This is a genomic window from Maribacter vaceletii, assembly GCF_003634105.1.
In the GTDB taxonomy this organism is placed as follows: domain Bacteria; phylum Bacteroidota; class Bacteroidia; order Flavobacteriales; family Flavobacteriaceae; genus Maribacter_B; species Maribacter_B vaceletii.
Genome location: NZ_RBIQ01000007.1, coordinates 1431905 through 1457812 on the forward strand (window position 1 = coordinate 1431905; position 25908 = coordinate 1457812).

Genomic DNA, 25908 nt, shown 5'->3' on the forward strand with positions numbered 1-25908 from the left:
TTAAAATTTACATGGATAAAACTAGGCAATTTACGAAAACGATTTCGTTAAAAAAATATGGAATCAATCATGACAATTTTAACTATCAACTTTCTGCGGATGAATTGCATGCCGTTACTTTGGAGAAAGGATTAGGAGTAGAGGCTTCTAGTGGAACTTTAGCAATTAATACCGGCGAGTTTACAGGAAGGTCTCCAAAAGATCGTTTTATTGTAAAAGATGCTATTACAAAAGATAAAATTTGGTGGGGAGATATAAACATCCCGTTTGATCCAGATGCTTTTGATAAGTTGCATGATAAAGTAATTTCTTATTTAAATGAAAAGGAGCTTTACGTGCGCGATTGTTATGCTTGTGCAGATATTAATTATAGAATGAATATAAGGGTTATTAATGAATATCCCTGGTCTAACATGTTTGCATATAACATGTTTATTAGACCAACCTCTGAAGAGCTTAAGAATTTTGATCCTGAGTGGACTGTTATTAATGCGCCAGGTTTTATGGCAGTAGCAGATGTAGATGGAACAAGGCAGCACAATTTTGCTATTTTAAACTTTACAAAAAAAATAGCTTTAATTGGAGGAACAGGCTATACTGGAGAGATTAAAAAAGGAATTTTTTCTGCATTGAATTTTATTTTACCGGTACAAAAAAATACATTACCAATGCATTGCTCTGCTAATGTTGGTAAAGATGGAGATACTGCAATATTTTTTGGTTTATCTGGAACAGGAAAAACAACATTATCTACAGATCCTACTAGAAAGTTAATTGGAGACGATGAGCATGGGTGGAATAATGAAAATGCTGTTTTTAATTTTGAAGGAGGTTGCTATGCTAAAGTAATTAACTTATCTGGAGAAAATGAACCAGAGATTTTTGGGGCAATAAAAAAAGGTGCTATTCTGGAGAATGTTGTAATGGATGGTGAAGGTGAAGTAGATTTCTCCGATATTAGTATTACACAGAATACCAGGGTTAGTTACCCGTTATACCATATAGAAAATATAAAACAACCCTCAATAGGGCATAACCCTAAAAATATTTTCTTTTTAACAGCAGATGCATTTGGAGTTTTACCTCCAATATCTAAACTTACACCAAACCAAGCTGCATATCATTTTATTTCTGGTTATACTGCTAAAGTAGCAGGTACAGAAGCAGGTGTTGTAGAACCACAACCTTCTTTTTCGGCTTGTTTTGGAGCACCATTTATGCCATTGCACCCTACAGAATATGCAGAGATGTTGAGTAAAAAAATGAAAGATGCAGGGGTAAATGTATGGTTAGTTAATACAGGTTGGACAGGAGGTCCTTACGGTGTTGGTACCCGTATGAAATTAAAATATACACGTGCCATGATACATGCTGCTTTAAATGGAGATTTAGGCTCTTATTCTTATGATACATATCATATACATTCAGTTTTTGGGGTAGCGCAACCAAGATTTTGTCCTGGGGTTCCAACAGAAGTGTTAAGCCCAAGAACTACATGGAATGATGATGAGAAATATTATAAAACGGCATTTAAATTGTCTAATGCATTTAGAAAGAATTTTGAAAAGTTCGAATCTTATGCTAGTGAAGAAATAAGGCGTGGTGGACCACAACGATATGCATTTTAAAAAAGAAAAAACCCTGAGAATTTTCTCAGGGTTTTTTGTAATTTATAGTTTTCTAAAAAATAAAATAGAAACTACTCTATTTTTTATTGGCATCATTAATATACTTCTGCAATGCCATTGTCATAGACGGTGTATCTGGTGTTGGTGCTTTAATATCTATACGTAAACCAGCTCCGTTAGCAGCAGTTACGGTAGAATTTCCAAAAACAGCTATACGGGTGTCATTTTGTTCAAAGTCAGGAAAATTCTGTAATAAAGACTCTATTCCAGATGGGCTAAAAAAGACCAAAATGTCATAGTAAACATTTCTTAAATCGGATAAATCGCTAATTACAGTTTTGTAAAATATACCACGTGTCCATTGTACTCCTAGGTTATCTAATGTTTCAGGAACAATTGGCTTTAAAACGTCTGATGATGGTAATAAAAATTTTTCGTCTTTATATTTTTTAAATAAAGTAACTAATTCATCAAAATTTCTTTTACCTACATATATTTTGCGTTTTCTGTACACTACATATTTTTGTAAATAATAAGCAACAGCTTCAGATTGGCAAAAATATTTCATGCTGTCTGGGACTTTAAAACGCATTTCTTCGGCAATTCTAAAAAAATGATCTACAGCATTTCTACTTGTAAGAATAATAGCAGTATACTTGTGTAAATCTATTTTTTGTTGGCGTACATTTTTGGCGTTTACTCCTTCTACATGAATAAAAGGTCTAAAGTCAACTTTAACCTTTTCTTTGTCAATAAGTCTAGAATATGGAGAGTTTTCCATTTTTGGTTCTGGCTGAGATACCAAAATCGTTTTTACTTTCATACATTATACTATTTTATAGTAGGCTTCCCATAATCACGAAGGGTGCAATTTCGAGTGCGCAAAGGTACAAAATAAAATAGAAAAAATTGTGAGTAATAAATTTTTGATGGTTCTTTAGTACTGTAATCCAGCCAATACCATTAATTATTAGTATTAAAATTAGAGTTATATATACTACTGTTGTAGATTCTTTTAAAATATAACAAAGGATTATATTAGCAATAAACATAAGTATTGCGCTATAGTTTAAGTAAGAAATTTTCTTAAAAATTAATTCAGAAAAGATTTTAATATTACTAAATATAAAGCCATTTCCAATTTGTAAAATAAATTTTATGATTTGAAATAATAATACTGTTCCTAGTATTATAAAATAACCAAATAGTTGTTGTTCTGGATGCGGTTGCCAAGTAATACACCAGGCAAAATATAGAAAAAGTGAAAAATTTATGATTTGAAATAGTGTAAAAAAGACATTAAACCAATTCATTAATTTTTCCTTTTTATTATACATAAAAATGTATTTATTATTAAAAGGAAGAATTATATAATTTAAGAATCTAGTATAGAATAGACTTTTAGCTATAATAATAAATAATAAACTACTAAAAAGTAGAATAGTAATCCAATCTAAAGTTCCAGATGTTCTATAAATAGGCTCCATTAGTTTACTTTTATATTGGAACCGTTTAATCCAGAAATAAGGCCATTCTCGGAGATACTTATTTTAAAGTAACTTGGCTTTTCCATTTTAGATTTAGGTAGTTTTATTTTAAAGTTGGTAGTGTCTTTAGCACTTAAAGTTAAAATATTTTCTTTAAATGCAGTTGGTGTAATAGAAATTAAATCTTTCACTTTTTTGTATTTATCTAAGTATACTACGGAAAATTTTAATTTTTTAAGAGGTACTACTTTATCATATGGGTTGTATACTTGTAAGGTATATTCTGTGGTATGGTTAAGTGTTTCTATGTCTTCTTTTATACTGCACTTAAGTTTTCTATAAGATTCAAAATTTTCGATAAAATTACCGTACAAAAAAGTACCATCTATACGCTTGTATTTAATGTCCCCTTTTTTATAGTATTTAGAAACATATAAGACTTTTTTGTTTTGAACAGTTGCTTCTGTCTTATCAATAGTATATTGGTTTTGGCGATAATATATATTATTTAAAGAGAAGGTGTTACTTCCAGTATAAAATGCATACATAGGCGTGGTTCTATAAGAATTTTCAAAAACTACTGGAGTATCCCCAATTTGAGAATGTAAGTTATTAACCCATAATTTATTTCCATGTGTTTCATAATAGACAGGAAAAAGTGGCTTGTAAATTAAGCCTATTCTTAAAATAACTAAAACAATGGTATTTATAATAGCAGTTCTATAAATCCATTTTAATGCATTTTTATTAGTTAGCATATAATTATATGCTAGTATAAATAAAGGTATAGATATTATTATAACCCATTGTGTTTGTATTCTTCTGTTAAAACTAGAAATAAAGAAAAATATAATAAAACCATAGGTTAGGTACAGTAAAGCCTTTGTAAAAAGGTCTGTCGCTTTAGTTTTATACAATGCTTTATATACCCATGGGAAAGTAAAACCTAATATAGCTACTAAATTAATGAAGAAACCTACAGTATATTTTTCAAAGTGATAAGCACCATTTGGGCGTTCATACAAATGGTATTTTATAGAAACAAAATCGTGTTCATATAACCATAAAAAATGTGGTGTGTAGCATAATAAAGCAATACCTACAGCAATCCATGCATATTTATTTATAGCTAATTTTAAATTAGATAAAATTATAAAGAAAACAACCAAAAATGCATGGTACTTACTATACATTAAAGCGGCTATAATAACCCCTAAAAGTATGGCTTTATAGTAGTTAGGGTCTTTTATAAAGTGTTTGTAAACTAAAAGAAAAACACAAGTAAAAAATACAAGTGGCGTATCTGGTAATGTAAAAAAGCCATATGCGTTTAATAGTGTTAGGGAAAAGGCAAATGTGAAAAAAGGAAGTATATGCTCTCTTTTTTTAGGGTTATCTATTAAAAGCCATAATATAACTATTGAGCCAATAGAGAGAATACAACTCATAAAACGAACCCCAAGCTCACCACTAAAGAAAAAACTACTAATTTTAATAAGAAAAGCTACCATTGGAGGGTGATCAAAGTAACCCCAAGCCATATCTTGAGCATAGTGCCAATAGTAAGCTTCATCATAAATAAGTTCCGTAAAATACGCCTGTAATAAGTTTAAAACAAGAAGGCTAGCTAATAAAATAACTAGTAATTTAGGAAGCTTTTTTAGCATTTTAAAAAATAATTTATGTCAAAATTACGAATTCTACTACTTATGTTTCTATTTAAAAAAAGTATAAATACTAAAATCTCATTTTTCTAGAGACATTAAAACACTATTTTTGTTAAAATTCAAAAGAATTCAATGTCCGATAGTTTAGTAATAATCCCAACATATAACGAAATAGAAAATGTTGAGGCTATAATTTATGCTGTTTTTGAGTTAAAGAAAGATTATCATGTTTTAATTGTAGATGATAATTCTCCAGATGGTACTCCTGAAGCTGTATATGCATTACAGAAAAAGTATCCAGATCGTCTTTTTATAGAAGTTAGAAAAGAGAAATCTGGATTAGGTACTGCATATATTCATGGATTTAAATGGGCTATAGAAAAAAAGTATGATTACATTTTTGAAATGGATGCCGATTTTTCTCATACACCATCAGATTTAATAAGATTACATAGAGCTTGCTTAAATGGCGCAGATGTATCTGTTGGCTCGAGATACAAAAAAGGAGTAAATGTTGTGGATTGGCCTTTATATAGGGTTTTGTTATCCTATGGAGCTTCTTTCTATGTGAAAATGATAACTGGGATGCGGGTACATGATCCTACAGCTGGTTTTGTATGTTATAGAAGGTATGTTTTAGAGAATGTAAATTTAGATTCTGTTCGTTTTATTGGGTATGCTTTTCAGATAGAAATGAAGTTTAGAGCGTATGTGCAAAATTATAGTATAGAAGAAGTTTCTATTGTTTTTAGGGACCGTGTAAGAGGAAAATCTAAAATGAGTGGATCAATTATAAAAGAAGCTATTTGGGGTGTTTTAGTAATGAAACTAAGAAGTCTTTTTCAAAAAAATAAGTTTTAAGTATGGGTAGAATTATTATAAAAAATGCTAAAATAGTTAATGAAAATACTATTTCTGAAAATGACATTTTAATACAGGATGCTATTATTTTAAAAATAGAAAAAAACATTAGTGATGCTACAGCTAAAGTTATAGATGTAGAAGGTAATTATGTTTTTCCTGGAGTAATAGATGACCAAGTACATTTCCGAGAACCAGGATTAACCCATAAAGGAGATATAGCATCAGAAAGTAGAGCAGCTGTAGCTGGTGGTATTACTACTTTCATGGAGCAACCAAATACAAATCCGCAAACCACTACAATAGAAAAATTAGAAGCTAAATTTGCATTGGCAAAAGACATTTCTTATGCTAATTATTCTTTTTTGTTTGGTGGTACAAATGATAATTTAGAAGAAATAAAGCGTTTAGATAAAAATGCTTGTTCAGGTGTAAAGTTATTTTTAGGTTCCTCTACAGGAAATATGCTTGTAGATAATGAACAAGTAATAGAAAGTATTTTTAACAGTACGCAAATGGTAATTTCTGCACATTGTGAAGACGAAACTACTATTAGAGAAAACATGGCTACGTATAAAGCCAAATATGGAGATGATATTCCTATTAAATGCCATCCAGAGATTAGAAGTGCAGAGGCATGTTATATTTCTTCATCAAAAGCAATAGCACTTGCTAAGAAAACAGGGGCAAGGTTTCATGTTTTTCATTTAACAACTGCTAAAGAAATGGATTTGTTTCAAAACGATATTCCTTTAGAACAGAAAAAGATAACTGCAGAGGTTTGTGTACATCATTTATGGTTTTCAGAAGAAGATTATGCAACCAAAGGAACCTTTATAAAATGGAATCCGGCAGTAAAAAAAGCTACAGATAGAGAAGCTTTATGGAAAGCACTTTTAGATGACCGTATAGATGTTATTGCAACAGACCACGCGCCACATACTTTAGAAGAAAAAAAGAATGTATATACAAAAGCACCGTCTGGCGGACCTTTGGTACAACATGCTTTACCTGCGCTTTTGCAAAAATATAAAGAGGGTGTTATTTCTTTAGAAAAGATAGCACAGAAAATGTGTCATAATCCTGCTATTTTATTTGAAATAGAAAAAAGAGGGTTTGTAAAAGAGGGCTATTTTGCAGATTTAGTAGTTGTAAATACAAATGATGCTTGGAAAGTAACTAAAGAAAATATAGCATACAAATGTGGCTGGTCTCCTTTTGAAGAGCAAACCTTTAACTCTAAAATTACACATACCTTTGTTAATGGGCATTTAGCTTATGAAAATGGAGAATTTTCAGAAAAGCGAAACGGAAAAAGGTTAACTTTTAATAGGTAAACATGAAAAAAATAGGAATTTTTATTTTACTAGTCACTTTTTTTGCTTGCAATGAAAAACTAGTAGAAAAGCCGAAAAATCTTATTCCTAGAGATAAAATGGTTATGATTCTTAAAGAAATGGCTATTATTAATGCATCAAAGAACACGAATATAGATTTATTAACGGATAATAAAATAGACCCTACAACCTATGTTTTTAATAAATTTAAGATAGATAGTGCTCAATTTGTTTTAAGCGATAAATATTATGCAGCAATGCCTTTAGAGTATGAGTCTATATATAAAGAAGTAGATACCTTACTTAATATTGATAAAGAAAGATTGCAAGCCTTTATTAAAGAAAAGGATAGTTTAAAAATGATTGAAAGGCAGGCCTTAAAAAAGAAAAAGGATAATTTGAAAAAGTAGAATAATTAACGTTCTTTCTTATAAAGTTCAGAACAAAAATCTATAGTTTTTTTAATGTCTTCGAACTCTAGGGCTATTGTTTTTAAAATTTTCTCACTAGAATATATTTCTCTGTTTTGTAAAGAAAAAATAGAGTTTTTAGTAATACGTCTTTCTTTTTTAGTTACTAAACAAATAAGCCAATCTGCATAACGCCCTATTTGTAGCTGCCAAATTTTAAGTTCTTTTTTAGGGGTGTTTTTACCTAAATTAGTGGCAATAAAACTTAGAATTTCTTTAAAACTTAAATTGTTAGAAACGGTAATAAAGCGTTCATTTTGTATGGGGAGAACCATTAGTTGCTCAAGAATTTTAACAACATCCATAACTGCTATAAAACCAGTTCCTCCAGGAGGGTAATAAGAATACCCTTTGTTGGCAGTTGTAAAAAAAGCTCCACTACCACTTTCCCAAAAACCAGGGCCAATAATTACCCCAGGATTTATAATAACCACAGGAACATTTTCTTGAGAAGCCCTCCATACCTCCATTTCTGCTTTATATTTTGTTAAAGCATATACATTTGTATGGTCTTCTTTCCATTCATTTTCTTCAGTTGCTTTTTTGTTTTTAGGGCTTCTGCCAATGGTACCAATGGTGCTAACATATGCCAATTTTTTAACGCTGTTTGCAATACAAAGGTTTACAATATTTGCGGTTCCAATGACATTAACTTTTTTTAATTGATGGTATTTCTTTGGGTTAAAAGAAATAAATGCAGCGGCATGGTAAACATACTCTATATTCAAAAAAGCGATTTCAAGAGCAGGTATGTTTAACAAATCGGCTTTTACCCATTCTATTTTATCAAATAACTCTTGAGGGTTCTCCACATAATATGAAAAAATAGTAGTAACATGTTTTAGGTTACTACCATCTCTATATATTGCCCTAATAGGTTCTTTGTTCTGTGCCAATTGCAGAAGAAGATGCGAGCCCACTAAACCAGTACCACCAGTAACAAGAATCATATATCAAATGTAGCAAAAGCAGGGGAAGTTAGCATAATGTTGTGTATAATTTTTAGAAATAGATTTTTTTAGAATCTAGGAGTAATAAGATTAGCTATGTAGATGGGAGAATGTAGTAATAACTTTTATATTTGCACCGTACTTATTGAAAATAGAATTATAATGGCTACCAATTTTGTAGAAGAGTTAAAATGGCGTGGAATGTTGCATGATGCAATGCCAGGAACAGAAGAACATTTATTATCTGGAATGCAATCTGCTTATGTAGGAATAGATCCAACAGCCGATTCTTTACATATTGGTCATTTAGTAGGGGTTATGATGTTAAAACACTTTCAATTAGCAGGCCATAAACCGTATGCTTTAATTGGTGGTGCTACAGGTATGATTGGGGATCCTTCTGGAAAATCTGCAGAGCGTAATTTATTAGATGAAAAAACATTGCGTCATAACCAAGCAGGATTACAAGAACAATTATCTCGTTTTTTAGATTTTAAGAGTGATGCTAATAATGCAGCTGTTCTTGTAAATAATTATGATTGGATGAAAAATTTTTCATTCCTAGAATTTATTCGTGATGTGGGTAAACATATTACAATAAATTATATGATGGCAAAAGATTCTGTAAAAAAACGCCTTTCATCCGAAGCTAAAGAAGGAATGTCTTTTACAGAGTTTACCTACCAAATGGTGCAGGGATATGATTTTTTACACCTTTTTAGAGAGCATAATTGTACCCTACAAATGGGAGGTAGTGACCAATGGGGAAATATTACTACAGGTACAGAATTAATTAGAAGAATTGGTGGCGGTAAAGGCTATGCACTTACGTGTCCATTAATTACTAAAGCAGACGGAACAAAATTTGGAAAAACAGAAGGTGGTAACGTTTGGTTAGATGCCAATAGAACATCGCCTTATAAATTCTACCAATATTGGTTAAATACTTCAGATGCCGATGCAGAGAAATATATAAAAATATTCACGTTTATCTCTAAAGATGAAATAGAGGTTTTGGTAAAAGAACACCAAGAAGCACCACATATGCGTTTATTACAAAAACGTTTAGCAGATGAAATTACGGTTTCTGTACATTCGCAAGAAGATTTAGATAACGCAAAGAAAGCTAGTAATATCTTGTTTGGAAAATCTACTTCAGAAGATTTAAAAACATTAGATGAGAAAACATTTTTAGACGTTTTTGATGGTGTGCCACAAGCAGAAATACCAGTGTCTGAATTGGAAGAAGGTTTAGATATGATTGGAGCCTTAGCTGCAAAAACAGGCTTTTTAGGGTCTAATGGGGAAGCACGTAGAGAATTAAAGCAGAATTCTATCTCTGTAAATAAAGAAAAAGTTAAAGAAGATTATACCATAACAAAATCGGATTTAATTAATGATAAGTTTGTTTTGTTACAACGAGGTAAGAAAAACTATTTTGTGTTGGTAGTTAAATAGCGCAACTTAAACTAGTTTTTTACATCTTAGAACAAAGAAAAACAGTAATGAAATCTCTAATTAAGTATCTTTTTTTTACAGTATTAGTAACTTCTTGTAGTAATAAAGAGGAAGTAAAAGAGCCTACTTTAGATGTTAACTCAGAAAAATGGGAACTTGTAAAAACTACAGGGAATTTCATGGGGTCGGAAACCACAGGAGAAGATATGGAGTGGCAAGAATATTATATTTTTAATTCCGACGCTACTTTTTTTAAATCTAGAGATTGGGATAATGCAGTAAAAGAAGCCTCTGGAAAGTATGCTAAAGAGGTACTTGATGGGCAAGAGTATTTAGAACTTGTCTACTCTTCGGGAGAAGAACTTATAGGTAATTGTACAGGAGACAATAAAGAGCAATTGTTTTATAAAAAAGGAGATGTTTTAAGAGGTAATTGGGGTAATTGCGACGGTCCTATATTAGAATATAAGCAACTAAAAAAATAATTTAAAGTACTAACAAATTACAACCTCGAATATCTGAATGGTCAAAACGGCCTAGAATTTCAAAAGTGTCATTTTCATAAACCTTACCAAGATCTTGTGTTGCAATAAAAGAGCAAGAATTTATATTTGCTAAATCTATAACATTAACGCCTCCTGTTTTTCCATAGCCTTGTAACGTTAGTGGGTCTTCTGTATCTCTAGTAAGAACTTTCATCCATGGAGGGCAGTTAAAAATGCCATTACCATTAGAATACCCTTGCGATAATAGCTCGGTCATGCCATACTCCGAATGAATTTTAGAAACACCAAAACCTTTTTTTAAAGTTTCATGTAATTCTTCTCTAATCATTTCTTTACGTCTACCTTTCATTCCACCAGTTTCCATTACAATAGTGTTTTTTAAATGTAATTGGTTGGCTTCAACCAAGTCTAACAAAGCAAAGGAAACGCCTATTAAAAGTATTTTTGTATTGCTGTCTTGTAGTGTTTTTAAAGTTTCTAATAAAGTATCCGTATTATTTAAAAAAAAGCCACTTTTTGGGTGTTCACTTTTTTTTATCAAATCGTCTACCATATAAATTAAAGAAGAGCCTTTGCGCTCCAAATAAGAAGGTAATAATGCTAAAACACAATATTCTGTTATAGAACCATAAAAGTGTTTAAAAGCCTTTAAATAGCTTTCTTCATATAGTTTGGTATCTGTAACATAATGCTTGCTGGTAATAGAGCCAGTAGTACCGCTACTCGTAAATATTGTTCCTGCTTTTTCTTTTCCGGAAAGTATAGTTTTAGATTTAAAAAAATCTATAGGAATAAAAGGAATTTCTTGGATTTGGGACACATTGGAAACGTCTTTTCCTAAATGATTACAAAACTCTTGGTACACCAAATTTGTTTTGTATTGATGTTTAAAAACTTGTATTGCCAAAGCATTAAAATCTGCTTTAGAATTTATAGTAAAAATGTGTTTTGTGTCTATCATTTGCTATTGCAAAAATAGCCAAAAATGTCAAGAGGTACTTTATATATAAGATAGTATGTAGTTTACTAATTTTATTTAACTACCAATTTTCTACTAGTAGATTTTTCATTTTCAATAACGGTAACCACGTATACTCCAGATACTAATCTAGATACATCTAAGTTTTTATTATTAATACGGTTTGTTAAAACAATTTCTCCAAAGACATCATAGATTATAACCTCTTTTTCGTTATTATTTTTCGTAGTAATATAAACCAATCCGTTAGACACTGGATTAGGGTATAATTTAAATTCTGCAATTTCACTACCAGAGTTATTAAAAGAATTTTTATCTTCTTGAGAAGATACAGTGTAGGATACTACTATAAGTAGGAGCAAGTAGATTTTTTTCATAAGTATTGATTTGGGATCAATACTGTAAAGATATAGTATTGTTTTATTGGTGGTTATAAAATGTTGTGAATTGCAATAAATTGTATGTCAATACATTACAAAGTGCTTTTCATCGATAAAGTTGGTAAAACAACGCGAGCAAATTAAGATTTGTTACTCGATAATCGAAATTTAAATGCTCCGAGGTTTGCTTCGAAATAAAAATTAGTTTCCTAAGAAATGTCTCGCGGGCTTACCCCGAAGTAGTTTACTTAATAATAAGTTTTCTAGTGGCAACTTTATCTTTTTCAAAAACGCGTAGAACATAAACCCCGGCATCTATATTATTTAACCCTAGCTCTTTTCCTAATATGGTTGTTTTAAGAATTTGAGAACCAAAGACATCAAAAATTAAAATTTTCTTGGGGCCATTTTCTGAAGTGCTAATAAAAACTTTACTGTTTGTAACAGGATTAGGATATAATTTAAACCCATTAATTTCTCCCTTGCTATTTGAGCTTTGCGCATAGCTAAAAGAAAAGAATAAAAAGAAAATTAGTAGGTAAAAGTGCTTCATAAGTAATGGTATACAAACAGTGTACCACAAATATATAAATTCTTATGCCTGTTTAATTTTTGTAAGAGCAGATATTGTTAAAAGATCGATGAAATGCAAAATGATCGATGAAATGCACAAAAAATGACATAAAGTCCATCTTTTCTTACTTTGAAAGTATTCTTTTCATTGCGTTCCATAATTTTATAGAATAAAAAAAGCCTCGCATTTGCGAGGCTTTTATATACTATTTTGTTTTATATTTTCTATAAACCAGCATCTTTCCAAGTCCAAGTAGAAATATCTAAAGCAGCAGCATCTTTACCAGAATTTAGTGTGTATTTACTAGTTTCTCCAGTTATAAGAGTAGCATCCGCATCAGCACCTTCTATTTGTACGTTAGCTAGAGCTCCAGCATCTTTCATGTCTAAATCTACAGCATAACCAGAAAGGTGTAACCCTGTAATTGTACCTCCAGAAGTTTTCTTGAACTGTAAAGCAGTACCATCTACAGAAGAAATAGCAGTTATGTTAGTAAAAGTTGGGTTACCGTTATTTTTATCTCCTTCAAAAACTGTAGAGAAACCAGCAACAGTATGAGAAATGTAAGCATTAGTTACAGATCCATTCCACTCTTCTGTCCAGTCAACAGCATCATCACTGTTATTTTCTAAGTAAATGTTAGTTACAGAAACACTTCCACCAAAAAATTCGATACCATCATCATCACCATTAATAACAGCAATGTTTTCTAAAGTTGTTCCAGATCCTACAGCATATAAAGAAACACCGTTGTATTGAGATTCAGAGTTAATTTGAGCTCCTGTTCCTTTAAGAACTAAATTTTTAACAGATCCAGAATTATCAGTAGCATCAGTACCACCGTAAATGAATCCACCAATTTCAGCAGTAGCATCAACACCAGCAGATGTTATTGCATTACCACAGATTGTTAATCCTCCCCAATCTCCAGGTTCCCCTGCAGCAGAAGCAATAACAACTGGGTTAGCTTCCGTACCTTGAATGTCTATTTCGCCACCTTGTAAAATAGCGATATAAACTCCAGTACCACCATCTCTTGCAGTAATTTTAGTTCCAGCTGGGATAGTTAATTTACCACCATCTTGTACAATGTAAGAAGAGTTTAAAGTATATGCTACAGAAGCATCTAAAGTTACGTCACCAGTAACTGCACCTTGTAATAAGCTACTTTCAAAAGAGATATCTGAGCTTACCCATGGGAAGTCTTCTGCAGTTGTATTAGCTACTGCAGTTGTATTTAAAGAATATTTTAATTTACTTTCATCAACATCTGTAGTAGTTTCATCATCTTCATTCATTGCTACAGGAGTATAACCATCAACAAAAGTTACGTTAGCTACATCACCAGCATCTTTCATATCTAAATCAACATCATATCCTACTATAGAAAGACCGTCAATTGTACCACCAGAGGTTTTCTTGAATTGTAATGCAGTACCACCTACAGTAGAAACAGCAGTAATGTTATTAAATTCTGGGTTACCGTTATCTTTGTCCCCTTCAAAAACTGTAGAGAAACCAGCAACTGTATTAGAAATGTAAGCATTTGTTACAGATCCGCTCCATCCTTCTGTCCAATCAATAGCATCATCACTATTATTTTCTAAATATAGGTTAGAAACTTCTACTGTTCCACCAAAAAACTCAACACCATCATCATCACCATTTATAACAGCAAGATTATCTACTAAAGTTCCAGATCCTACAGCATAAAAAGAAACACCATTGTATTGAGACTCAGAGTTAATTTGAGCTCCAGTACCTGATATTTGTAAATATCTTATTATACCAGAACTATCAGAATCATCTGTACCTCCATAGATAAAACCACCAACTTCAGCAGTAGCACCAACTCCAGCACTAGTAGAAGCATCACCACATAATGTTAATCCTCCCCAGTCACCAGGATTACCATCTGCAGAAGACATAATAACTGGATTTCCTTCGGATCCATTAATATTTATTGTACCACCAATAAGTGTTGCTATATAAACATCTGTACCACCATTATCTGCAAGAATTTTTGTTCCAGCAGGAATATTTAATGTAGCACCATCGTCAATAATAAATTGACCAGTTAAATTGTAAGATGTACTTGCAGTAAGAGTGTAATCCTCTTTTAATGTTCCTTTTAAAATACCTGCTTCTAAGTTAGTGATAACTTCTGTTGATTCTTTTCCTATTGGGGCTGGATCATCAGAGCTACAGCTCGTTAATGTAATAGCTACAAATACTGCAGTTATACTAAAAAGTTTTACAAATAAATTTTTCATTTCAATTTTTAATTTAGAATTTGGTTCAATATTCTTATTATCAGTGCAAAATAAGTGGATTTTTGTTGCTCTGTGTTTAATTAAATATTAAGCATATGTTACCTTTGTTTGGGTAAACTAGCGGTTGTGTTAAGCTAATGTTAATCGTGTTTTTGCCCTTTTTTTTAAAACCAAAAAATCCTTAACACGCATATGTATTAAGGATTTTTTGGTTTTTACTTAAACCTAAAGACTGCTGTTGTAAAGGATTAAAAATTATATTTTAAACTTAGGTTTAATTGAGCACCTTTTTTATAAGATAAAACTACTTTGTCAGATTCAACACCTGTATTAAGATCTTGTATTAATTGTGTTTGTTGTATGTCTGGATTAAGTAAGTTTCTTCCAACTAATTTAAGCTGTAGTTTTTTAGTTAGCATTTTGCTTAAAACTAAATCTAGAGTAAAAAAGCCTTTTTCAATTATTTCATCATTATATAGAACATCACTATTGTTAAAATCTTCTGGAGAACCTAAAACAAATACTTTATCTGAAGAATAATTACCGGTTAAAGTGGCATTAAACTCTTTTTCGGTTTTGCTATTGTAGCTTAATGAACCGTTTAATATTAAATCGGAAGCACCTTGTAAATCAGTTTCAGTTTTGTTTTTATATTGAAAAAACTCAGTTAAATCTTGGTTAAACCACATTTTAGTAATGTTTGTATTAAAATCTAGAATACTTTCTTCATCTTCGTTTTTAAGAAGACCTAATCTAGCTTCAAGTTCTATTCCATAAATGGTAGCTTTTTCTCCAGTGTTAGCGTATTGAAAGTTTCCTGAAGAACCTCTAGTTTGTGCTAAGTTTATAGGGTTTTTAATGTTTTTGTAAAAACCAGTTGCAGAAAGTAATTGACCTCTACTAGGGAAAAACTCATACTTTAAGTCTACATTTAATACATCAGATTTTTCTAAATCTGGATCACCGCTAGTAACACGACCAGTTGGGGATACATATTCAAAAGGAGCTAGCTCTTTAAATTCAGGTAAAGTTTGTGTTAGACTTGATGCAAAACGAATAGCATTTTTTTCGTTTAAAGCATATTTTAAATTTAAACTTGGATATAGTTCTGTGTATTCCTTTTTAATGGAACCTACTCTTCCAACAAAGTTAGCAACATCCCAAAGAACATTTATTTCATCACGCTCAAATCTTACACCAGCATTACCAGAAAGTTTTTCGCCTAAATGAAAGTCTAAGTTAGCATAACCTGCTAAAACATTTAAATCTGCATCGTATCTATCCGCTTCTCTTTCTCTTAGTACTAAACCATTATCAAAATTTTCTGCTGTAAAAGTTTCAGAAAATTGATCTACAGTAGGAACTTGAAAGTCTCTTGCTCTAACACCAGCGAATAAAGAGTTAAATACTCTATCTTTTTGACGAAAATTTACACCAATATTTAATTTAAATTTATGGATGTCATATTCATCTAAGGCTCCAAAAGAAATAGCATCATTAATATATGCGTTGTATTCAGTATCCTCAATTTTTTGACTAGATTTTCTTTGTTGAAAATCTCCAACGTGTGCATATTGTACTGTATTTGGGTCTAGTATATTAGCTTCGTTTCTAACTCTATTAGGCTCTTGTGCTAATACATAGTTATAACCACCAGCCCAAGTTAATTTGTTGTTCTCATTAATATTGTGAACACCTTCTATTTGATTTACTAATAAAATAGTTTGTTTAAAGTTTTGGTCTCTTACAAATGCACCATCTTCTTGTGGATCCTGGTCAAAAACGTACCCCTCACCATTTCTACCTTGTTCATAAACATTATCATTACTTGTGTTAACGGCTAAACTGCTAATTTTAAGTCTATGATTATCACTTAATTTTAAACCTAAATTTAAATATCCCGTAGTATTTGTTCTAGAGCTAAAAGACTCTGTATCTGTAAATTCGTTATCTAAAACATTAGAACGGTAGCTTCTAAAAACACCTTCTTGATATTGGTATGATTTAGAGTGAGAACCAGCAACAAATATTTTTAATTCTTTTCCGAATATCTCAAATTTCTCAGCACCAGAAAGAGTTATACCGTAATTTCCAGTATTTTTTTGTTTCAATGGATCCCATCCTTGTCTTGTAATTAAATCTACAAGAGCATATTGCTTTTTGTGAAAACCTAAAGTTACATCTTCAGTAGCAATACTTCTTTTAAAATCTCCATCTAAACCTAGAACATTAGTATTGTACCCTGAGCTTAAACCTACAGATAATCCTTTTTTAGAATAGCTTTTAGAAGAAATATCAACATTACCAGAAGTCTGGTCAGCGTAACTAGAAGTGGAATAGGTTTTACTAATCCCAACATTTTCAATAATGTTAGTAGAAAATAAATTTAGATTAATGTTTTTATTATTAACATCATCAGAAGGTATTGGTAAGCCATTCATTGTAGTAGATAAATATCTATCTCCTAGACCTCTAATATATATATCTCCTGACCCTTCGCTTTTAGAAACACCTGCAATTTTAGTTGTTGCAGCAGAAGCATTAGAAACACCAATCTTTGAAAGACGTTCTGCACCAATACTTTCTTTAATAACAAGAGCCTTCTTCTGGTCTAGTAATAAAGCAGCTTCAGAATCTTTTCTGGCTGTTGTAGTAACAACAACTTCGTCTAATGACATACCTTCAGAAGCACTCATTGGTGCGTTTATAGTGGTTACTTTCCCACTTTCTACGGTTACATTAGGAACTTCTACAGTTTCGTACCCTAAGTAACTAAATACTATAGTATATATTCCAGGTTCTACATTAGCTATTTCGTATAAACCATCAAAATCTGAAGTAGCACCTTTTGTAGTGCCTTTAATTAGAACATTAGCAAATGCTAAAGGTTCGTTATTAACTTCTTTGTCTGTAAGAGTACCAACAATACTCCCTGTTTCCTGTGCCTGTACTAGCGCTACGCTAAATATTAAAAGACACGTAAGTAATTTTCTCATTAAAAAATTTAGTTTGTTCTATTCTGGCGCAAAGAAAGTTCTAGGGTGTAAAAGTCGAGTTACCCCCATGTTAAACATTTATTGCCTTAGTGTTACTTTATTGTTACTATATTAAATCAACGTTAAGAGGTATTTAGTGTAATAGTATTATCTTTACATTTGGCACATTAACCAATTTGAAGACCAATGAAAAAGAAAGACATTAAGATTCTATTAGTAGACGATGAGCCAGACATTCTAGAAATAGTTGGCTATAATTTATCTACAGAAGGGTACCAAGTGCTTACAGCAAAAAATGGGGTAGAGGCTGTTACAATAGCCAAGAAGAAAACACCACATTTAATAATCTTAGATGTTATGATGCCAGAAATGGATGGTATTGAAGCTTGTGAAATAATTAGAAATACAAAAGGGTTAGAGAATACAATTATTACTTTTTTAACTGCCAGAGGAGAAGATTACTCCCAAGTCGCTGGTTTTGATGCTGGTGCAGATGATTATATTACCAAACCAATAAAGCCAAAAGTTTTAGTTAGCAAAGTAAAAGCATTACTACGTAGGTTAAAAGAAGAGAATGCTGCATCGGAAGATATTGTAAAGGTTGGTAATATTGTAATTAATAGAGAAGAGTATAAAATAATTAATGACGGTAAGGAAATTATTTTACCAAGAAAAGAGTTTGAACTTCTTGCATTACTAACTTCTAAACCAAGTAAGGTTTTTAAAAGGGAAGTAATATTAGATAAAGTTTGGGGTAATGAGGTTGTTGTTGGCGGACGTACTATAGATGTACATATTCGTAAATTAAGAGAAAAAATAGGAGATGACCACTTTAAAACCGTAAAAGGGGTAGGATATAAGTTTGTTTTATAATGCCAATAAAATTAAAAAGGTCATATAGATTTGCATTAAGGTCCTCTACGATTATTGCCCTTACTTCTGCCTTTTTTCTATTTTGTTTGCAAAAATATTTTAATACCCTAAATTTTTATATTCTAGTAACAGTTGCTCTATTTTTATTTGGATTTTCATTTATAGTGTTACAAGTAAGAATAGAAAAATTTATTTATAGAAGAATAAAAAAAATATATGATGATGTTGCTTTGCTAGAATCATCTTCTTTATCTGTAGACCCTATTACTACAGATATGCGAACCCTAACTGCAGAGATAGAAAAGTTTGCCAAAGACAAAAAAATAGAGATTGACACACTAAAAATTAGAGAAGAGTATAGAAAAGATTTTTTAGGGAATGTTTCCCATGAGTTAAAAACACCATTATTTACTGTTCAGGGTTATATTTTAACCCTTTTAGATGGTGCAATGAATGACTCTAATATTAGAAAAAAATACCTTCAAAGAGCAGCAAAAGGAGTAGATCGTTTAATTTATATTGTTAAAGACTTAGATTTAATTACCAAATTAGAAGTTGGAGATTTAAATCTTGAAATGACATCTTTTAATATTATAGAGCTTATTCAAAATGTTTTTGATCTTTTAGAAATGAAAGCCCTTAAAAAAAAGATTACATTAACTTTTGATATGGATTACCCAGAACCAATTCAAGTATACGCAGATCAAGAAAAGATACAACAAGTAGTAACTAACTTATTGGTAAACTCTATAAAGTACGGGCAAGATAATGGTACTACAGAAGTAAGCGTAGAAAATTTAATTAAAAACAAAGTTATTATTCGGGTAACAGATAACGGCGAAGGTATTGCGGAATCTCATATTCCTCGTTTGTTTGAGCGTTTTTATAGAGTAGATAAAAGTGGAAATAGGGCTGTTGGTGGTTCAGGCTTAGGGCTTTCTATTGTAAAACATATTATAGAAGCACACGAAGAAAAAATCTATGTAGAAAGTGTAGAAGATGTAGGTTCTGAGTTTTCTTTTACCCTGGAAAAGAGTATTAATGAAATAGATACGATTGTTTAATTGCTTAAGAATTGATTTTCTTAGCTTTGCCACACAAAAAATACTACTTCTGTGGGAAGCAAAAACAAACTAAAAAGATTTAAAGAAAACGAAACCTTCTCTAATGTTATACAACCAACAAGAGAAGAAATTGTAGATAGTTCTTTTTCTTATAAAGGAAATTGGAGCAAACATTTTGGTAATACCAATCCTATAGTTTTAGAATTAGGCTGTGGTAAAGGAGAATATACTGTAGGTTTAGCTCGTAGAGATAAGAATAAAAATTATATTGGAATAGATATAAAAGGCGCACGTTTTTGGAGAGGTGCTAAAACTGCTATAGAAGAAAATTTGTCTAATGTTGTTTTTATAAGAACTCAAATAGAATTAATAGATCAAATTTTTGCTGCAAACGAAGTATCCGAGATTTGGATAACTTTTCCGGATCCACAAATAAAATACAAGCGCACTAAGCATAGAATGACAAATAAAGAATTTTTAGCTAAGTATAAGCAAATTTTAAAACCAGAAGGCACTGTTAACTTAAAGACCGATTCTGAGTTTATGCATGGTTATACTTTAGGGTTGTTGCATGGGTTAGGATTAGAGGTTTTATATGCAAATCATGATGTTTATAAGAATAGTGGTAGCCCAGATGAGGTTTTAAAAATCCAAACTTTTTACGAAAATCAGTATCTTGAAAAAGAAAAGCCAATTACCTACATTAAATTTAGAGTAGCTTACTAGTTATGGGGCACTTATTAATTCTTTTTTTTGCAACATTTTTTGCAGCATTTATAGCTACACTTCCTCCGGGTTTGTTAAACATGAATGCCGCAAAAACAAGTGTAGAGAAAGGAAAATTAAATGGTATTATATTTAGTTTAGGCGTTTCTATAGTTGTTTTTATTCAAGCTTATATTGCAGTATTAATTTCTAAGTTTTTACATAATAACCCAGAGGTAATAGAAGTTTTGTTGCAAATTGCTTTAGTAGTATTTGCCTTTTTTGCTGTGTTTTTTTTCATTGCAGCTCGTAAGAATAAGAAAAAGAAGAAAAAAGTTCTTAAAATAAGTAAAAAGAATAGTTTTTTTAAAGGGATGTTATTAGCCTCATTAAACCTATTAACTATTCCTTATTACAGTGGACTTAATGTTATGTGGAATGCATCTGGTTGGATAAAATTTCAGCTTTGGGATATTGTAGTTTTTGTTTTTGCAGCAGGGTTGGCAACCTTCTCCGTACTCTATTTATATACCATCTATTTTAATAAATTAGAAAATAAGACAAATAAATTCTCTAAAAACTCTAATTATATCTTAAGTGGATTAATGCTGGTATTATTTATAATTACACTTATTAGATTGTTAATAACGGCGTAAATGGCAAATAATGAAAACTTTTTTGAAAGGGTCTATGCGGTTGCACGTTTAATACCAGAGGGGAAAGTAACTTCTTATGGTGCAATTGCAAAATATTTAGGAGCAGCTCGTAGTGCCAGAATGGTTGGTTGGGCTATGAATGGTTCTCATCTTAAAGAAGATGTTCCAGCACATAGAGTAGTTAACAAAGCAGGGATTTTAACAGGAAAACATCATTTTGATGGTACCAACCTTATGCAGCAGTTATTAGAAAGTGAAGGAATTACAATAGTAGACAATCAAATTCAGAATTTAGAAAAACATTTTTGGGATCCTTTAAAAGCATTAAAGTAATATTTCCTATTTTTTAATGAATTAGTAAATATTAGGGTATCTATTTTTATTTTACAAGCGCGTCTTTTTCAATAGAATACCATTAAATTCTCAGCCCTAAGCACTATCTTTGTTGTTTAGAATGAATACAAAGTAAGTTTGATTATGACGTTGAAAAAACAAGACATCCTTAAAGCCCTAGAGTTAATAACTGTACCCGGAGAAGGTCAGAATATGGTAGAAAGCGGGGCGGTTAAAAATATTCAAGTATTTGGGGATGAGGTAGAGGTAGATATTACTATAAATAACCCAAGTCTGCAAGCAAGAAAAAAGACCGAGGTAGAGATTTTAAAGATTATTCATAAAGAAGTTTATGAAAAAGCTAAAATTAAAATCAACATAAAAGTAGATGCACCAGCTCCAAAAGCTAATAAACCTAATGAAATAAAAGGGAAGCCACTTCCAGGAATACAAAATATTATTGCCGTAGCTTCTGGTAAGGGTGGCGTAGGAAAATCTACAGTTACCGCTAATTTAGCCGTAACCTTAGCAAAAATGGGCTTTAAAGTTGGTTTGTTAGATGCAGATATTTACGGGCCATCTATGCCAATTATGTTTGATGTAGCACATGAAAAACCACTTGCAGTTAATGTAGATGGAAAATCCAAAATGAAACCAATAGAAAGTTATGGGGTAAAAATGCTATCTATAGGATTCTTTACACAACCAAGTCAGGCAGTAATTTGGAGAGGGCCTATGGCAGCAAAAGCATTAAACCAAATGATTTTTGATGCACATTGGGGCGAGTTAGATTTTCTTCTATTAGATTTACCCCCAGGAACCGGAGATATACATTTAAGTATTATGCAAGCAATGCCAGTAACTGGTGCTGTAATTGTAAGTACACCGCAGGAAGTTGCTTTAGCAGATGCTCGTAAGGGAGTAGCAATGTTTCAGCAAGATTCTATAAATGTACCTGTTTTAGGAATTGTAGAAAATATGGCTTATTTTACTCCAGAAGAATTACCAAATAATAAATATTATATCTTTGGTAAAGAAGGAGCTAAAAATTTAGCGGAGGATTTAAAGGTACCATTGTTAGGAGAAATACCTTTAGTACAAAGTATTAGAGAAGCAGGGGATGCAGGAAGGCCAGCAGCGCTACAAACCGCCACAGCAATAGAAACGGCCTTTGAAGAATTAACAAAAAACGTAGCACAAGAAGTGGTAAATAGAAACAAAAGTTTACCTCCTACAGATGCTATTAAAATAACAACTATGGCAGGTTGTTCTAGTGTAAAAAAGTAAGTGAAATGACTACAGAAGAAGTAAAACTAAACGTTGAGAAAGCCCTAGAGGAAATTCGTCCTTTTTTAAAAAGTGACGGAGGTGATATATCTTTAGTATCTATAGATGATGATAAATCTGTTAAAGTAAGATTAGAAGGTGCTTGTGTTGGCTGTAGTGTTAATCAAATGACATTAAAAAGCGGTGTGGAAATGACTATTAAAAAATATGCGCCACAAATTGAAGAGGTAATTAACATTGCATAATATTTTTATAACAAAATAATATAGCCTGCCTTGTAAAGGCGGGCTTTTTTGTGCGACAATTATTTTAAAAAAAGGTATTTTTGCCATTTATTAGCAATTGCTTAAAAGATTAACTTTTAGAATACAAATTAATGTCAGACGTAAAAATTAAAATTACGGATAGAGATGGTGTTTCTCACGAGGTAGATGCTCCTACAGATATGAATATGAATCTTATGGAGGTTGTACGTTCCTATGAACTTGCTCCAGAAGGTACCATAGGGGTATGTGGCGGTATGGCTATGTGTGCCTCTTGTCAATGTTATATAAAGTCCGATCACGAACTTCCAGAAATGTCTGATGATGAAGAAGCAATGTTGGCAGAAGCTTTTAATGTAGAAGACAATTCTCGTTTAGGATGCCAGCTTCACATAACAGAAGATATGGATGGCTTAGAAGTAGAGCTAGCTCCAGAAGACCTTTAACTTCTAAAACATTTTATTAAATCTAAACAGGGCAGGTTTCTGGTATAAGTAAGGCACTTTTAATTGCATTACTCCATATACTGTAACCTCTTTTGTTTAAATGTAAGCCATCACTAATATAGAGCTCTGGTCTTGGTCTATTTTCAGAACTAATCATTTGTGCAAAAACATTAATAAATTGTGCTTTTAGTTCTCCAATAATATATTTTGATAATAGTAAATTGGTTTCTATAATATTGGGAATCATAGCTTCGCGCTCCACACTTGGCTTTAGGCTTATGAGCGCTAGGTTAACTTCGGGGTATTTGTTGTAGATTAAACGAACCAGTTCTTGGCAATCTGCTAAAACTTGCTGCGGTGTTTTACCTTCACTTAAATCATTTTCTCCTGCATAAAGAACAATTTTGCTTGGGTTAACCGCCGTAAAAATTTCATCAAAATAATGAATACACCAGGCAAAAGTAGAGCCGCCAAAACCAAGATTAATACTATTTAAGGGGTCTAAATCTTTTTTCATGCTAACCCACAACCGTATAGAGGAACTACCATAAAATACAAAAAGTTGCTCTTGGTGGTCTAGTTTGGTAACACGCTTTCTTAATCTTTTAATTTCATTTGACCACATTGCAGGGGGCTCACTTAAATTAGTAATATCCGTTACATTACTTACAAGTTTATCAACTGTTTTACGTGCTTCTTTTACATACTCGGCATATTTTTTTTGATATTTATTTACAAAGGTAATTAGGCTTTCTGTGTCTTTTCCTTTTACATGTTGGCTTAATTTAAACGGAGGGTAAATTTTACAATAAAACAGATTGTCTTTTATTCTGTTATCAAAATTTACAATTACTATGGGAACAATACTAGGTTCAGTATTCATATTCATAGCTAGTTTAAAACTGCCTAATTTAAAAGGTCCTGGGGAGTTTTCTGTACTATATGAAGTTCCTTCTGGACTTATAATTAAATTATTACCATTTTTTAAATGCTCCTCTGCTTCTCTATAAAATATACTTCGAGATAGCTTTTTGCTCTCTTTAGTAGATTTTTCGGACTCCTTTGTATATACATTTATATGCCCTAGTTTGTTGTAATAGTTTTGGTGGCCATACTCTTGACCACGACCTATTCTTACCGTTCGTATACCAGAATCATTATATTTTTCTTGTAACACCATGGCACTAATAAAATGCGAGTCTAGTGTTATTTGAAAATTATTATTTAGTGTATATTGTGAATCATTTATAAGGTGATTGTATATAAAAATATTGCCGCTTTCTTCGGGTAAATTTTCCCACCCATCAATATGATAGTTTTGATTTTTAAACAGTTTTTTTGTGGCTTCTGCACATTGTTTTCTAACTTCTAAAACGGATTTGGTATTGCTGTTAACAACAGTGCTGTATATGTTTTCTAATCCTTTTATAAATTGCAATTCTTCATTATCATCCTTTAAAAGCTCTAAGCTTAAAGAGGCAATATGACGTTCTAAAGAGGTGCCATTGACCAATATGTTTTTTAGACCGTTATAGGCTATTTCTTTAGTGTTTACATTATTTAAAAGATGAATTGTTTGGTGTAATTTAGAGTATAGTGGAAGTCTAGATTTGTTGTTTTCTATTAAATGGAATACGGCTTGTAAGTTATGTTTTCCTAATAGCCCAACATATCTTAAAAAAGCGGCGTTAATTTGGTTGCCAATAAGCCATAATAATTGTTTGTAAAATTGCTTTTCAAATGTAGTGTCTAAAGTAAAAAGTGATGAGAGTTCTTTATAGGGAATAAAGTATATGGCTGTTTTTTTATCCGTAATAGCAGAGCAAATATCTTTATCTCCTAAAAAGCTAGACCACCCAAATATAAAACCAGCATCTCTTATAGAACGTTGTTTAATTTCTATATTACCTTCAATTCTTTTAATACTTACTTCGCCATGTATTAAAATTGATAGGCCATTTGTAAAGCGGTCTTGTATATAAAGAACCTCATGTGGTTCATATTCTCTTCGTTCTGCAAGAGCTGCTATTTTAGATAGCTTTTTTTCCGAAAATTGGTCTAAAAAAGGCGAACAGCGCATTAAGTTAATTATTTCAGACGGCTTGGTCTTAGGAGTCATAAAAAACTCTCTATCATCTTCAAATGGTCTAGAACGTACAGGTTGTAATAGTTCTATTTGTTTTAATAAAGCCGATTTTTGTTGATGGTATAATTTTGAAGCAATATTTTTTAGCAATGTATTTTTACTGTCTTTTGCTAAATAATTTTCTAGTTGTGTTATGGGGATTTCAAAAAAAGTAGCGCCTTTGGAGGAGGTTACTGCTTTGTAATTATATCTTTTAGGATTATTTAAACCATTAATGCCAAGTGTGCTCATGGGTTCAGAAATTTGGCAAACTAAAATGTCTTTTTCTGGTTCTTCAAACTCAATGTAATAATCTACTAAACCTTTAAGAATCCATCTAAATTTTTTTACCTCTCTGTGGATGTTAAAAAGGACATGATTTTTTGGATATTCTTTAGTTTTTCCTTCTGGAAAAATGGCTTTTAATTGTCTGAAATGAGCGTTGTTTTCCAATCTTAGAATAATTTTGGTTCCTACTAACTTCAATAAATTAGTTAAGAACTAAAAATAATAGACCCTTTACCTATACATAAATACGATTTTGAAAATTACAGGCTATTTTATTATAGTTTTTAGTAAAAATAGGGGGG

General features: G+C 31.5%; 24 protein-coding genes. 14 read left to right on the forward strand and 10 right to left on the reverse strand.

Going from position 1 to position 25908, the window contains the following annotated elements; all coding sequences use genetic code 11:
* Window positions 1-11: 11 nt before the first annotated feature.
* On the forward strand, window positions 12-1628 hold the full coding sequence (pckA, locus tag CLV91_RS05860; RefSeq protein WP_121064893.1) for a phosphoenolpyruvate carboxykinase (ATP): 1617 nt from the start codon (window positions 12-14) through the stop codon (window positions 1626-1628).
* 76 nt (window positions 1629-1704) lie between these two features.
* Here pckA and CLV91_RS05865 read toward each other — a convergent pair whose 3' ends face one another.
* From CLV91_RS05865 to CLV91_RS05875, 3 genes are read right to left on the reverse strand one after another with little or no spacing between them, the layout of a single operon-like run.
* Window positions 1705-2451, reverse strand: coding sequence for a uroporphyrinogen-III synthase (locus tag CLV91_RS05865; RefSeq protein WP_121064895.1), 747 nt, complete (start codon window positions 2449-2451; stop codon window positions 1705-1707).
* 13 nt (window positions 2452-2464) lie between these two features.
* On the reverse strand, window positions 2465-3115 hold the full coding sequence (locus tag CLV91_RS05870; RefSeq protein WP_121064897.1) for a DUF4271 domain-containing protein: 651 nt from the start codon (window positions 3113-3115) through the stop codon (window positions 2465-2467).
* Window positions 3115-4782, reverse strand: coding sequence for an ArnT family glycosyltransferase (locus tag CLV91_RS05875; protein ID WP_121064899.1), 1668 nt, complete (start codon window positions 4780-4782; stop codon window positions 3115-3117). Before CLV91_RS05875 ends, CLV91_RS05870 begins: the two co-directional genes overlap by 1 nt.
* Before the next feature lie 132 nt (window positions 4783-4914).
* Between CLV91_RS05875 and CLV91_RS05880 the strand changes: the two genes are divergently transcribed.
* The 3 genes from CLV91_RS05880 to CLV91_RS05890 are packed head-to-tail and all read left to right on the forward strand — an operon-like array spanning window position 4915 to window position 7390.
* Window positions 4915-5643 carry a polyprenol monophosphomannose synthase gene (locus CLV91_RS05880; RefSeq protein WP_121064901.1) on the forward strand — a complete coding sequence of 243 codons (729 nt, stop codon included), beginning with the start codon at window positions 4915-4917 and terminating at the stop codon, window positions 5641-5643.
* Window positions 5644-5645: 2 nt separating this feature from the next.
* The gene (locus tag CLV91_RS05885; RefSeq protein WP_121064903.1) at window positions 5646-6980 is read left to right on the forward strand and encodes a dihydroorotase; all 1335 of its coding nucleotides are present in this window, start codon (window positions 5646-5648) and stop codon (window positions 6978-6980) included.
* 2 nt (window positions 6981-6982) lie between these two features.
* Entirely contained in the window at window positions 6983-7390 is a 408-nt protein-coding gene (locus CLV91_RS05890) for a DUF4296 domain-containing protein (RefSeq protein WP_121064905.1), read from the forward strand.
* 5 nt (window positions 7391-7395) lie between these two features.
* Here the strand turns inward: CLV91_RS05890 and CLV91_RS05895 are convergent, their stop codons facing one another.
* Window positions 7396-8400, reverse strand: a complete 1005-nt coding sequence (locus tag CLV91_RS05895) for an SDR family oxidoreductase (protein WP_121064907.1) — start codon at window positions 8398-8400, stop codon at window positions 7396-7398.
* A 162-nt stretch (window positions 8401-8562) separates the two neighbouring features.
* On the opposite strand from CLV91_RS05895, the gene tyrS reads away from it, so the two are divergent.
* The gene (gene tyrS, locus CLV91_RS05900) at window positions 8563-9858 is read left to right on the forward strand and encodes a tyrosine--tRNA ligase (RefSeq protein WP_121065775.1); all 1296 of its coding nucleotides are present in this window, start codon (window positions 8563-8565) and stop codon (window positions 9856-9858) included.
* 47 nt (window positions 9859-9905) lie between these two features.
* Entirely contained in the window at window positions 9906-10343 is a 438-nt protein-coding gene (locus CLV91_RS05905; protein ID WP_121064908.1) for a hypothetical protein, read from the forward strand.
* Window position 10344: 1 nt separating this feature from the next.
* On the opposite strand, the gene CLV91_RS05910 is transcribed toward CLV91_RS05905, so the two are convergent.
* The 5 genes from CLV91_RS05910 to CLV91_RS05930 all read right to left on the reverse strand — a co-directional run bounded on the left by CLV91_RS05910 (window position 10345) and on the right by CLV91_RS05930 (window position 17566).
* Window positions 10345-11325: a LuxE/PaaK family acyltransferase gene (locus tag CLV91_RS05910; RefSeq protein ID WP_121064910.1), complete on the reverse strand. Its 981-nt coding sequence runs from the start codon at window positions 11323-11325 to the stop codon at window positions 10345-10347.
* 71 nt (window positions 11326-11396) lie between these two features.
* Complete coding sequence (locus CLV91_RS05915; protein WP_121064912.1) at window positions 11397-11720, reverse strand: T9SS type A sorting domain-containing protein; 324 nt, start codon at window positions 11718-11720, stop codon at window positions 11397-11399.
* Window positions 11721-11967: 247 nt separating this feature from the next.
* Entirely contained in the window at window positions 11968-12276 is a 309-nt protein-coding gene (locus CLV91_RS05920) for a T9SS type A sorting domain-containing protein (protein WP_121064914.1), read from the reverse strand.
* A 245-nt stretch (window positions 12277-12521) separates the two neighbouring features.
* Window positions 12522-14570: a hypothetical protein gene (locus CLV91_RS05925; protein ID WP_121064916.1), complete on the reverse strand. Its 2049-nt coding sequence runs from the start codon at window positions 14568-14570 to the stop codon at window positions 12522-12524.
* Between the two features lie 248 nt (window positions 14571-14818).
* Complete coding sequence (locus tag CLV91_RS05930; protein ID WP_121064918.1) at window positions 14819-17566, reverse strand: TonB-dependent receptor; 2748 nt, start codon at window positions 17564-17566, stop codon at window positions 14819-14821.
* Between the two features lie 186 nt (window positions 17567-17752).
* On the opposite strand from CLV91_RS05930, the gene CLV91_RS05935 reads away from it, so the two are divergent.
* The 8 genes from CLV91_RS05935 (at window position 17753) to CLV91_RS05970 (ending at window position 23193) form a co-directional block, all read left to right on the forward strand.
* The gene (locus CLV91_RS05935; protein ID WP_121064920.1) at window positions 17753-18439 is read left to right on the forward strand and encodes a response regulator transcription factor; all 687 of its coding nucleotides are present in this window, start codon (window positions 17753-17755) and stop codon (window positions 18437-18439) included.
* On the forward strand, window positions 18439-19503 hold the full coding sequence (locus tag CLV91_RS05940; RefSeq protein WP_121064922.1) for a sensor histidine kinase: 1065 nt from the start codon (window positions 18439-18441) through the stop codon (window positions 19501-19503). The genes CLV91_RS05935 and CLV91_RS05940 overlap by 1 nt, the downstream gene beginning before the upstream one ends.
* Window positions 19504-19554: 51 nt before the next feature.
* On the forward strand, window positions 19555-20229 hold the full coding sequence (gene trmB / locus CLV91_RS05945) for a tRNA (guanosine(46)-N7)-methyltransferase TrmB (protein WP_121064924.1): 675 nt from the start codon (window positions 19555-19557) through the stop codon (window positions 20227-20229).
* Window positions 20230-20231: 2 nt separating this feature from the next.
* Window positions 20232-20864 (forward strand): LysE family transporter, encoded by a 633-nt coding sequence (locus CLV91_RS05950; protein WP_121064926.1) that lies wholly within the window; start codon window positions 20232-20234, stop codon window positions 20862-20864.
* Entirely contained in the window at window positions 20865-21197 is a 333-nt protein-coding gene (locus CLV91_RS05955) for an MGMT family protein (protein WP_121064928.1), read from the forward strand.
* Between the two features lie 144 nt (window positions 21198-21341).
* Window positions 21342-22484: an Mrp/NBP35 family ATP-binding protein gene (locus CLV91_RS05960; RefSeq protein WP_121064930.1), complete on the forward strand. Its 1143-nt coding sequence runs from the start codon at window positions 21342-21344 to the stop codon at window positions 22482-22484.
* 5 nt (window positions 22485-22489) lie between these two features.
* Window positions 22490-22729, forward strand: coding sequence for a NifU family protein (locus CLV91_RS05965; RefSeq protein ID WP_121064932.1), 240 nt, complete (start codon window positions 22490-22492; stop codon window positions 22727-22729).
* 131 nt (window positions 22730-22860) lie between these two features.
* Window positions 22861-23193 carry a 2Fe-2S iron-sulfur cluster-binding family protein gene (locus tag CLV91_RS05970; protein WP_121064934.1) on the forward strand — a complete coding sequence of 111 codons (333 nt, stop codon included), beginning with the start codon at window positions 22861-22863 and terminating at the stop codon, window positions 23191-23193.
* A 22-nt stretch (window positions 23194-23215) separates the two neighbouring features.
* Here CLV91_RS05970 and CLV91_RS05975 read toward each other — a convergent pair whose 3' ends face one another.
* Window positions 23216-25804 (reverse strand): cyclic nucleotide-binding domain-containing protein, encoded by a 2589-nt coding sequence (locus CLV91_RS05975; protein ID WP_245987148.1) that lies wholly within the window; start codon window positions 25802-25804, stop codon window positions 23216-23218.
* Window positions 25805-25908 lie beyond the last annotated feature (104 nt).

Excerpts from the sequence above, each read along its gene's own strand:
- pckA (WP_121064893.1), top strand. The coding sequence starts at position 12 with ATGGATAAAACTAGGCAATTTACGAAAACGATTTCGTTAAAAAAATAT.
- CLV91_RS05865 (WP_121064895.1), bottom strand. The coding sequence starts at position 2,451 with ATGAAAGTAAAAACGATTTTGGTATCTCAGCCAGAACCAAAAATGGAA.
- CLV91_RS05870 (WP_121064897.1), bottom strand. The coding sequence starts at position 3,115 with ATGGAGCCTATTTATAGAACATCTGGAACTTTAGATTGGATTACTATT.
- CLV91_RS05875 (WP_121064899.1), bottom strand. The coding sequence starts at position 4,782 with ATGCTAAAAAAGCTTCCTAAATTACTAGTTATTTTATTAGCTAGCCTT.
- CLV91_RS05880 (WP_121064901.1), top strand. The coding sequence starts at position 4,915 with ATGTCCGATAGTTTAGTAATAATCCCAACATATAACGAAATAGAAAAT.
- CLV91_RS05885 (WP_121064903.1), top strand. The coding sequence starts at position 5,646 with ATGGGTAGAATTATTATAAAAAATGCTAAAATAGTTAATGAAAATACT.
- CLV91_RS05890 (WP_121064905.1), top strand. The coding sequence starts at position 6,983 with ATGAAAAAAATAGGAATTTTTATTTTACTAGTCACTTTTTTTGCTTGC.
- CLV91_RS05895 (WP_121064907.1), bottom strand. The coding sequence starts at position 8,400 with ATGATTCTTGTTACTGGTGGTACTGGTTTAGTGGGCTCGCATCTTCTT.
- tyrS (WP_121065775.1), top strand. The coding sequence starts at position 8,563 with ATGGCTACCAATTTTGTAGAAGAGTTAAAATGGCGTGGAATGTTGCAT.
- CLV91_RS05905 (WP_121064908.1), top strand. The coding sequence starts at position 9,906 with ATGAAATCTCTAATTAAGTATCTTTTTTTTACAGTATTAGTAACTTCT.
- CLV91_RS05910 (WP_121064910.1), bottom strand. The coding sequence starts at position 11,325 with ATGATAGACACAAAACACATTTTTACTATAAATTCTAAAGCAGATTTT.
- CLV91_RS05915 (WP_121064912.1), bottom strand. The coding sequence starts at position 11,720 with ATGAAAAAAATCTACTTGCTCCTACTTATAGTAGTATCCTACACTGTA.
- CLV91_RS05920 (WP_121064914.1), bottom strand. The coding sequence starts at position 12,276 with ATGAAGCACTTTTACCTACTAATTTTCTTTTTATTCTTTTCTTTTAGC.
- CLV91_RS05925 (WP_121064916.1), bottom strand. The coding sequence starts at position 14,570 with ATGAAAAATTTATTTGTAAAACTTTTTAGTATAACTGCAGTATTTGTA.
- CLV91_RS05930 (WP_121064918.1), bottom strand. The coding sequence starts at position 17,566 with ATGAGAAAATTACTTACGTGTCTTTTAATATTTAGCGTAGCGCTAGTA.
- CLV91_RS05935 (WP_121064920.1), top strand. The coding sequence starts at position 17,753 with ATGAAAAAGAAAGACATTAAGATTCTATTAGTAGACGATGAGCCAGAC.
- CLV91_RS05940 (WP_121064922.1), top strand. The coding sequence starts at position 18,439 with ATGCCAATAAAATTAAAAAGGTCATATAGATTTGCATTAAGGTCCTCT.
- CLV91_RS05950 (WP_121064926.1), top strand. The coding sequence starts at position 20,232 with ATGGGGCACTTATTAATTCTTTTTTTTGCAACATTTTTTGCAGCATTT.
- CLV91_RS05955 (WP_121064928.1), top strand. The coding sequence starts at position 20,865 with ATGGCAAATAATGAAAACTTTTTTGAAAGGGTCTATGCGGTTGCACGT.
- CLV91_RS05960 (WP_121064930.1), top strand. The coding sequence starts at position 21,342 with ATGACGTTGAAAAAACAAGACATCCTTAAAGCCCTAGAGTTAATAACT.
- CLV91_RS05965 (WP_121064932.1), top strand. The coding sequence starts at position 22,490 with ATGACTACAGAAGAAGTAAAACTAAACGTTGAGAAAGCCCTAGAGGAA.
- CLV91_RS05970 (WP_121064934.1), top strand. The coding sequence starts at position 22,861 with ATGTCAGACGTAAAAATTAAAATTACGGATAGAGATGGTGTTTCTCAC.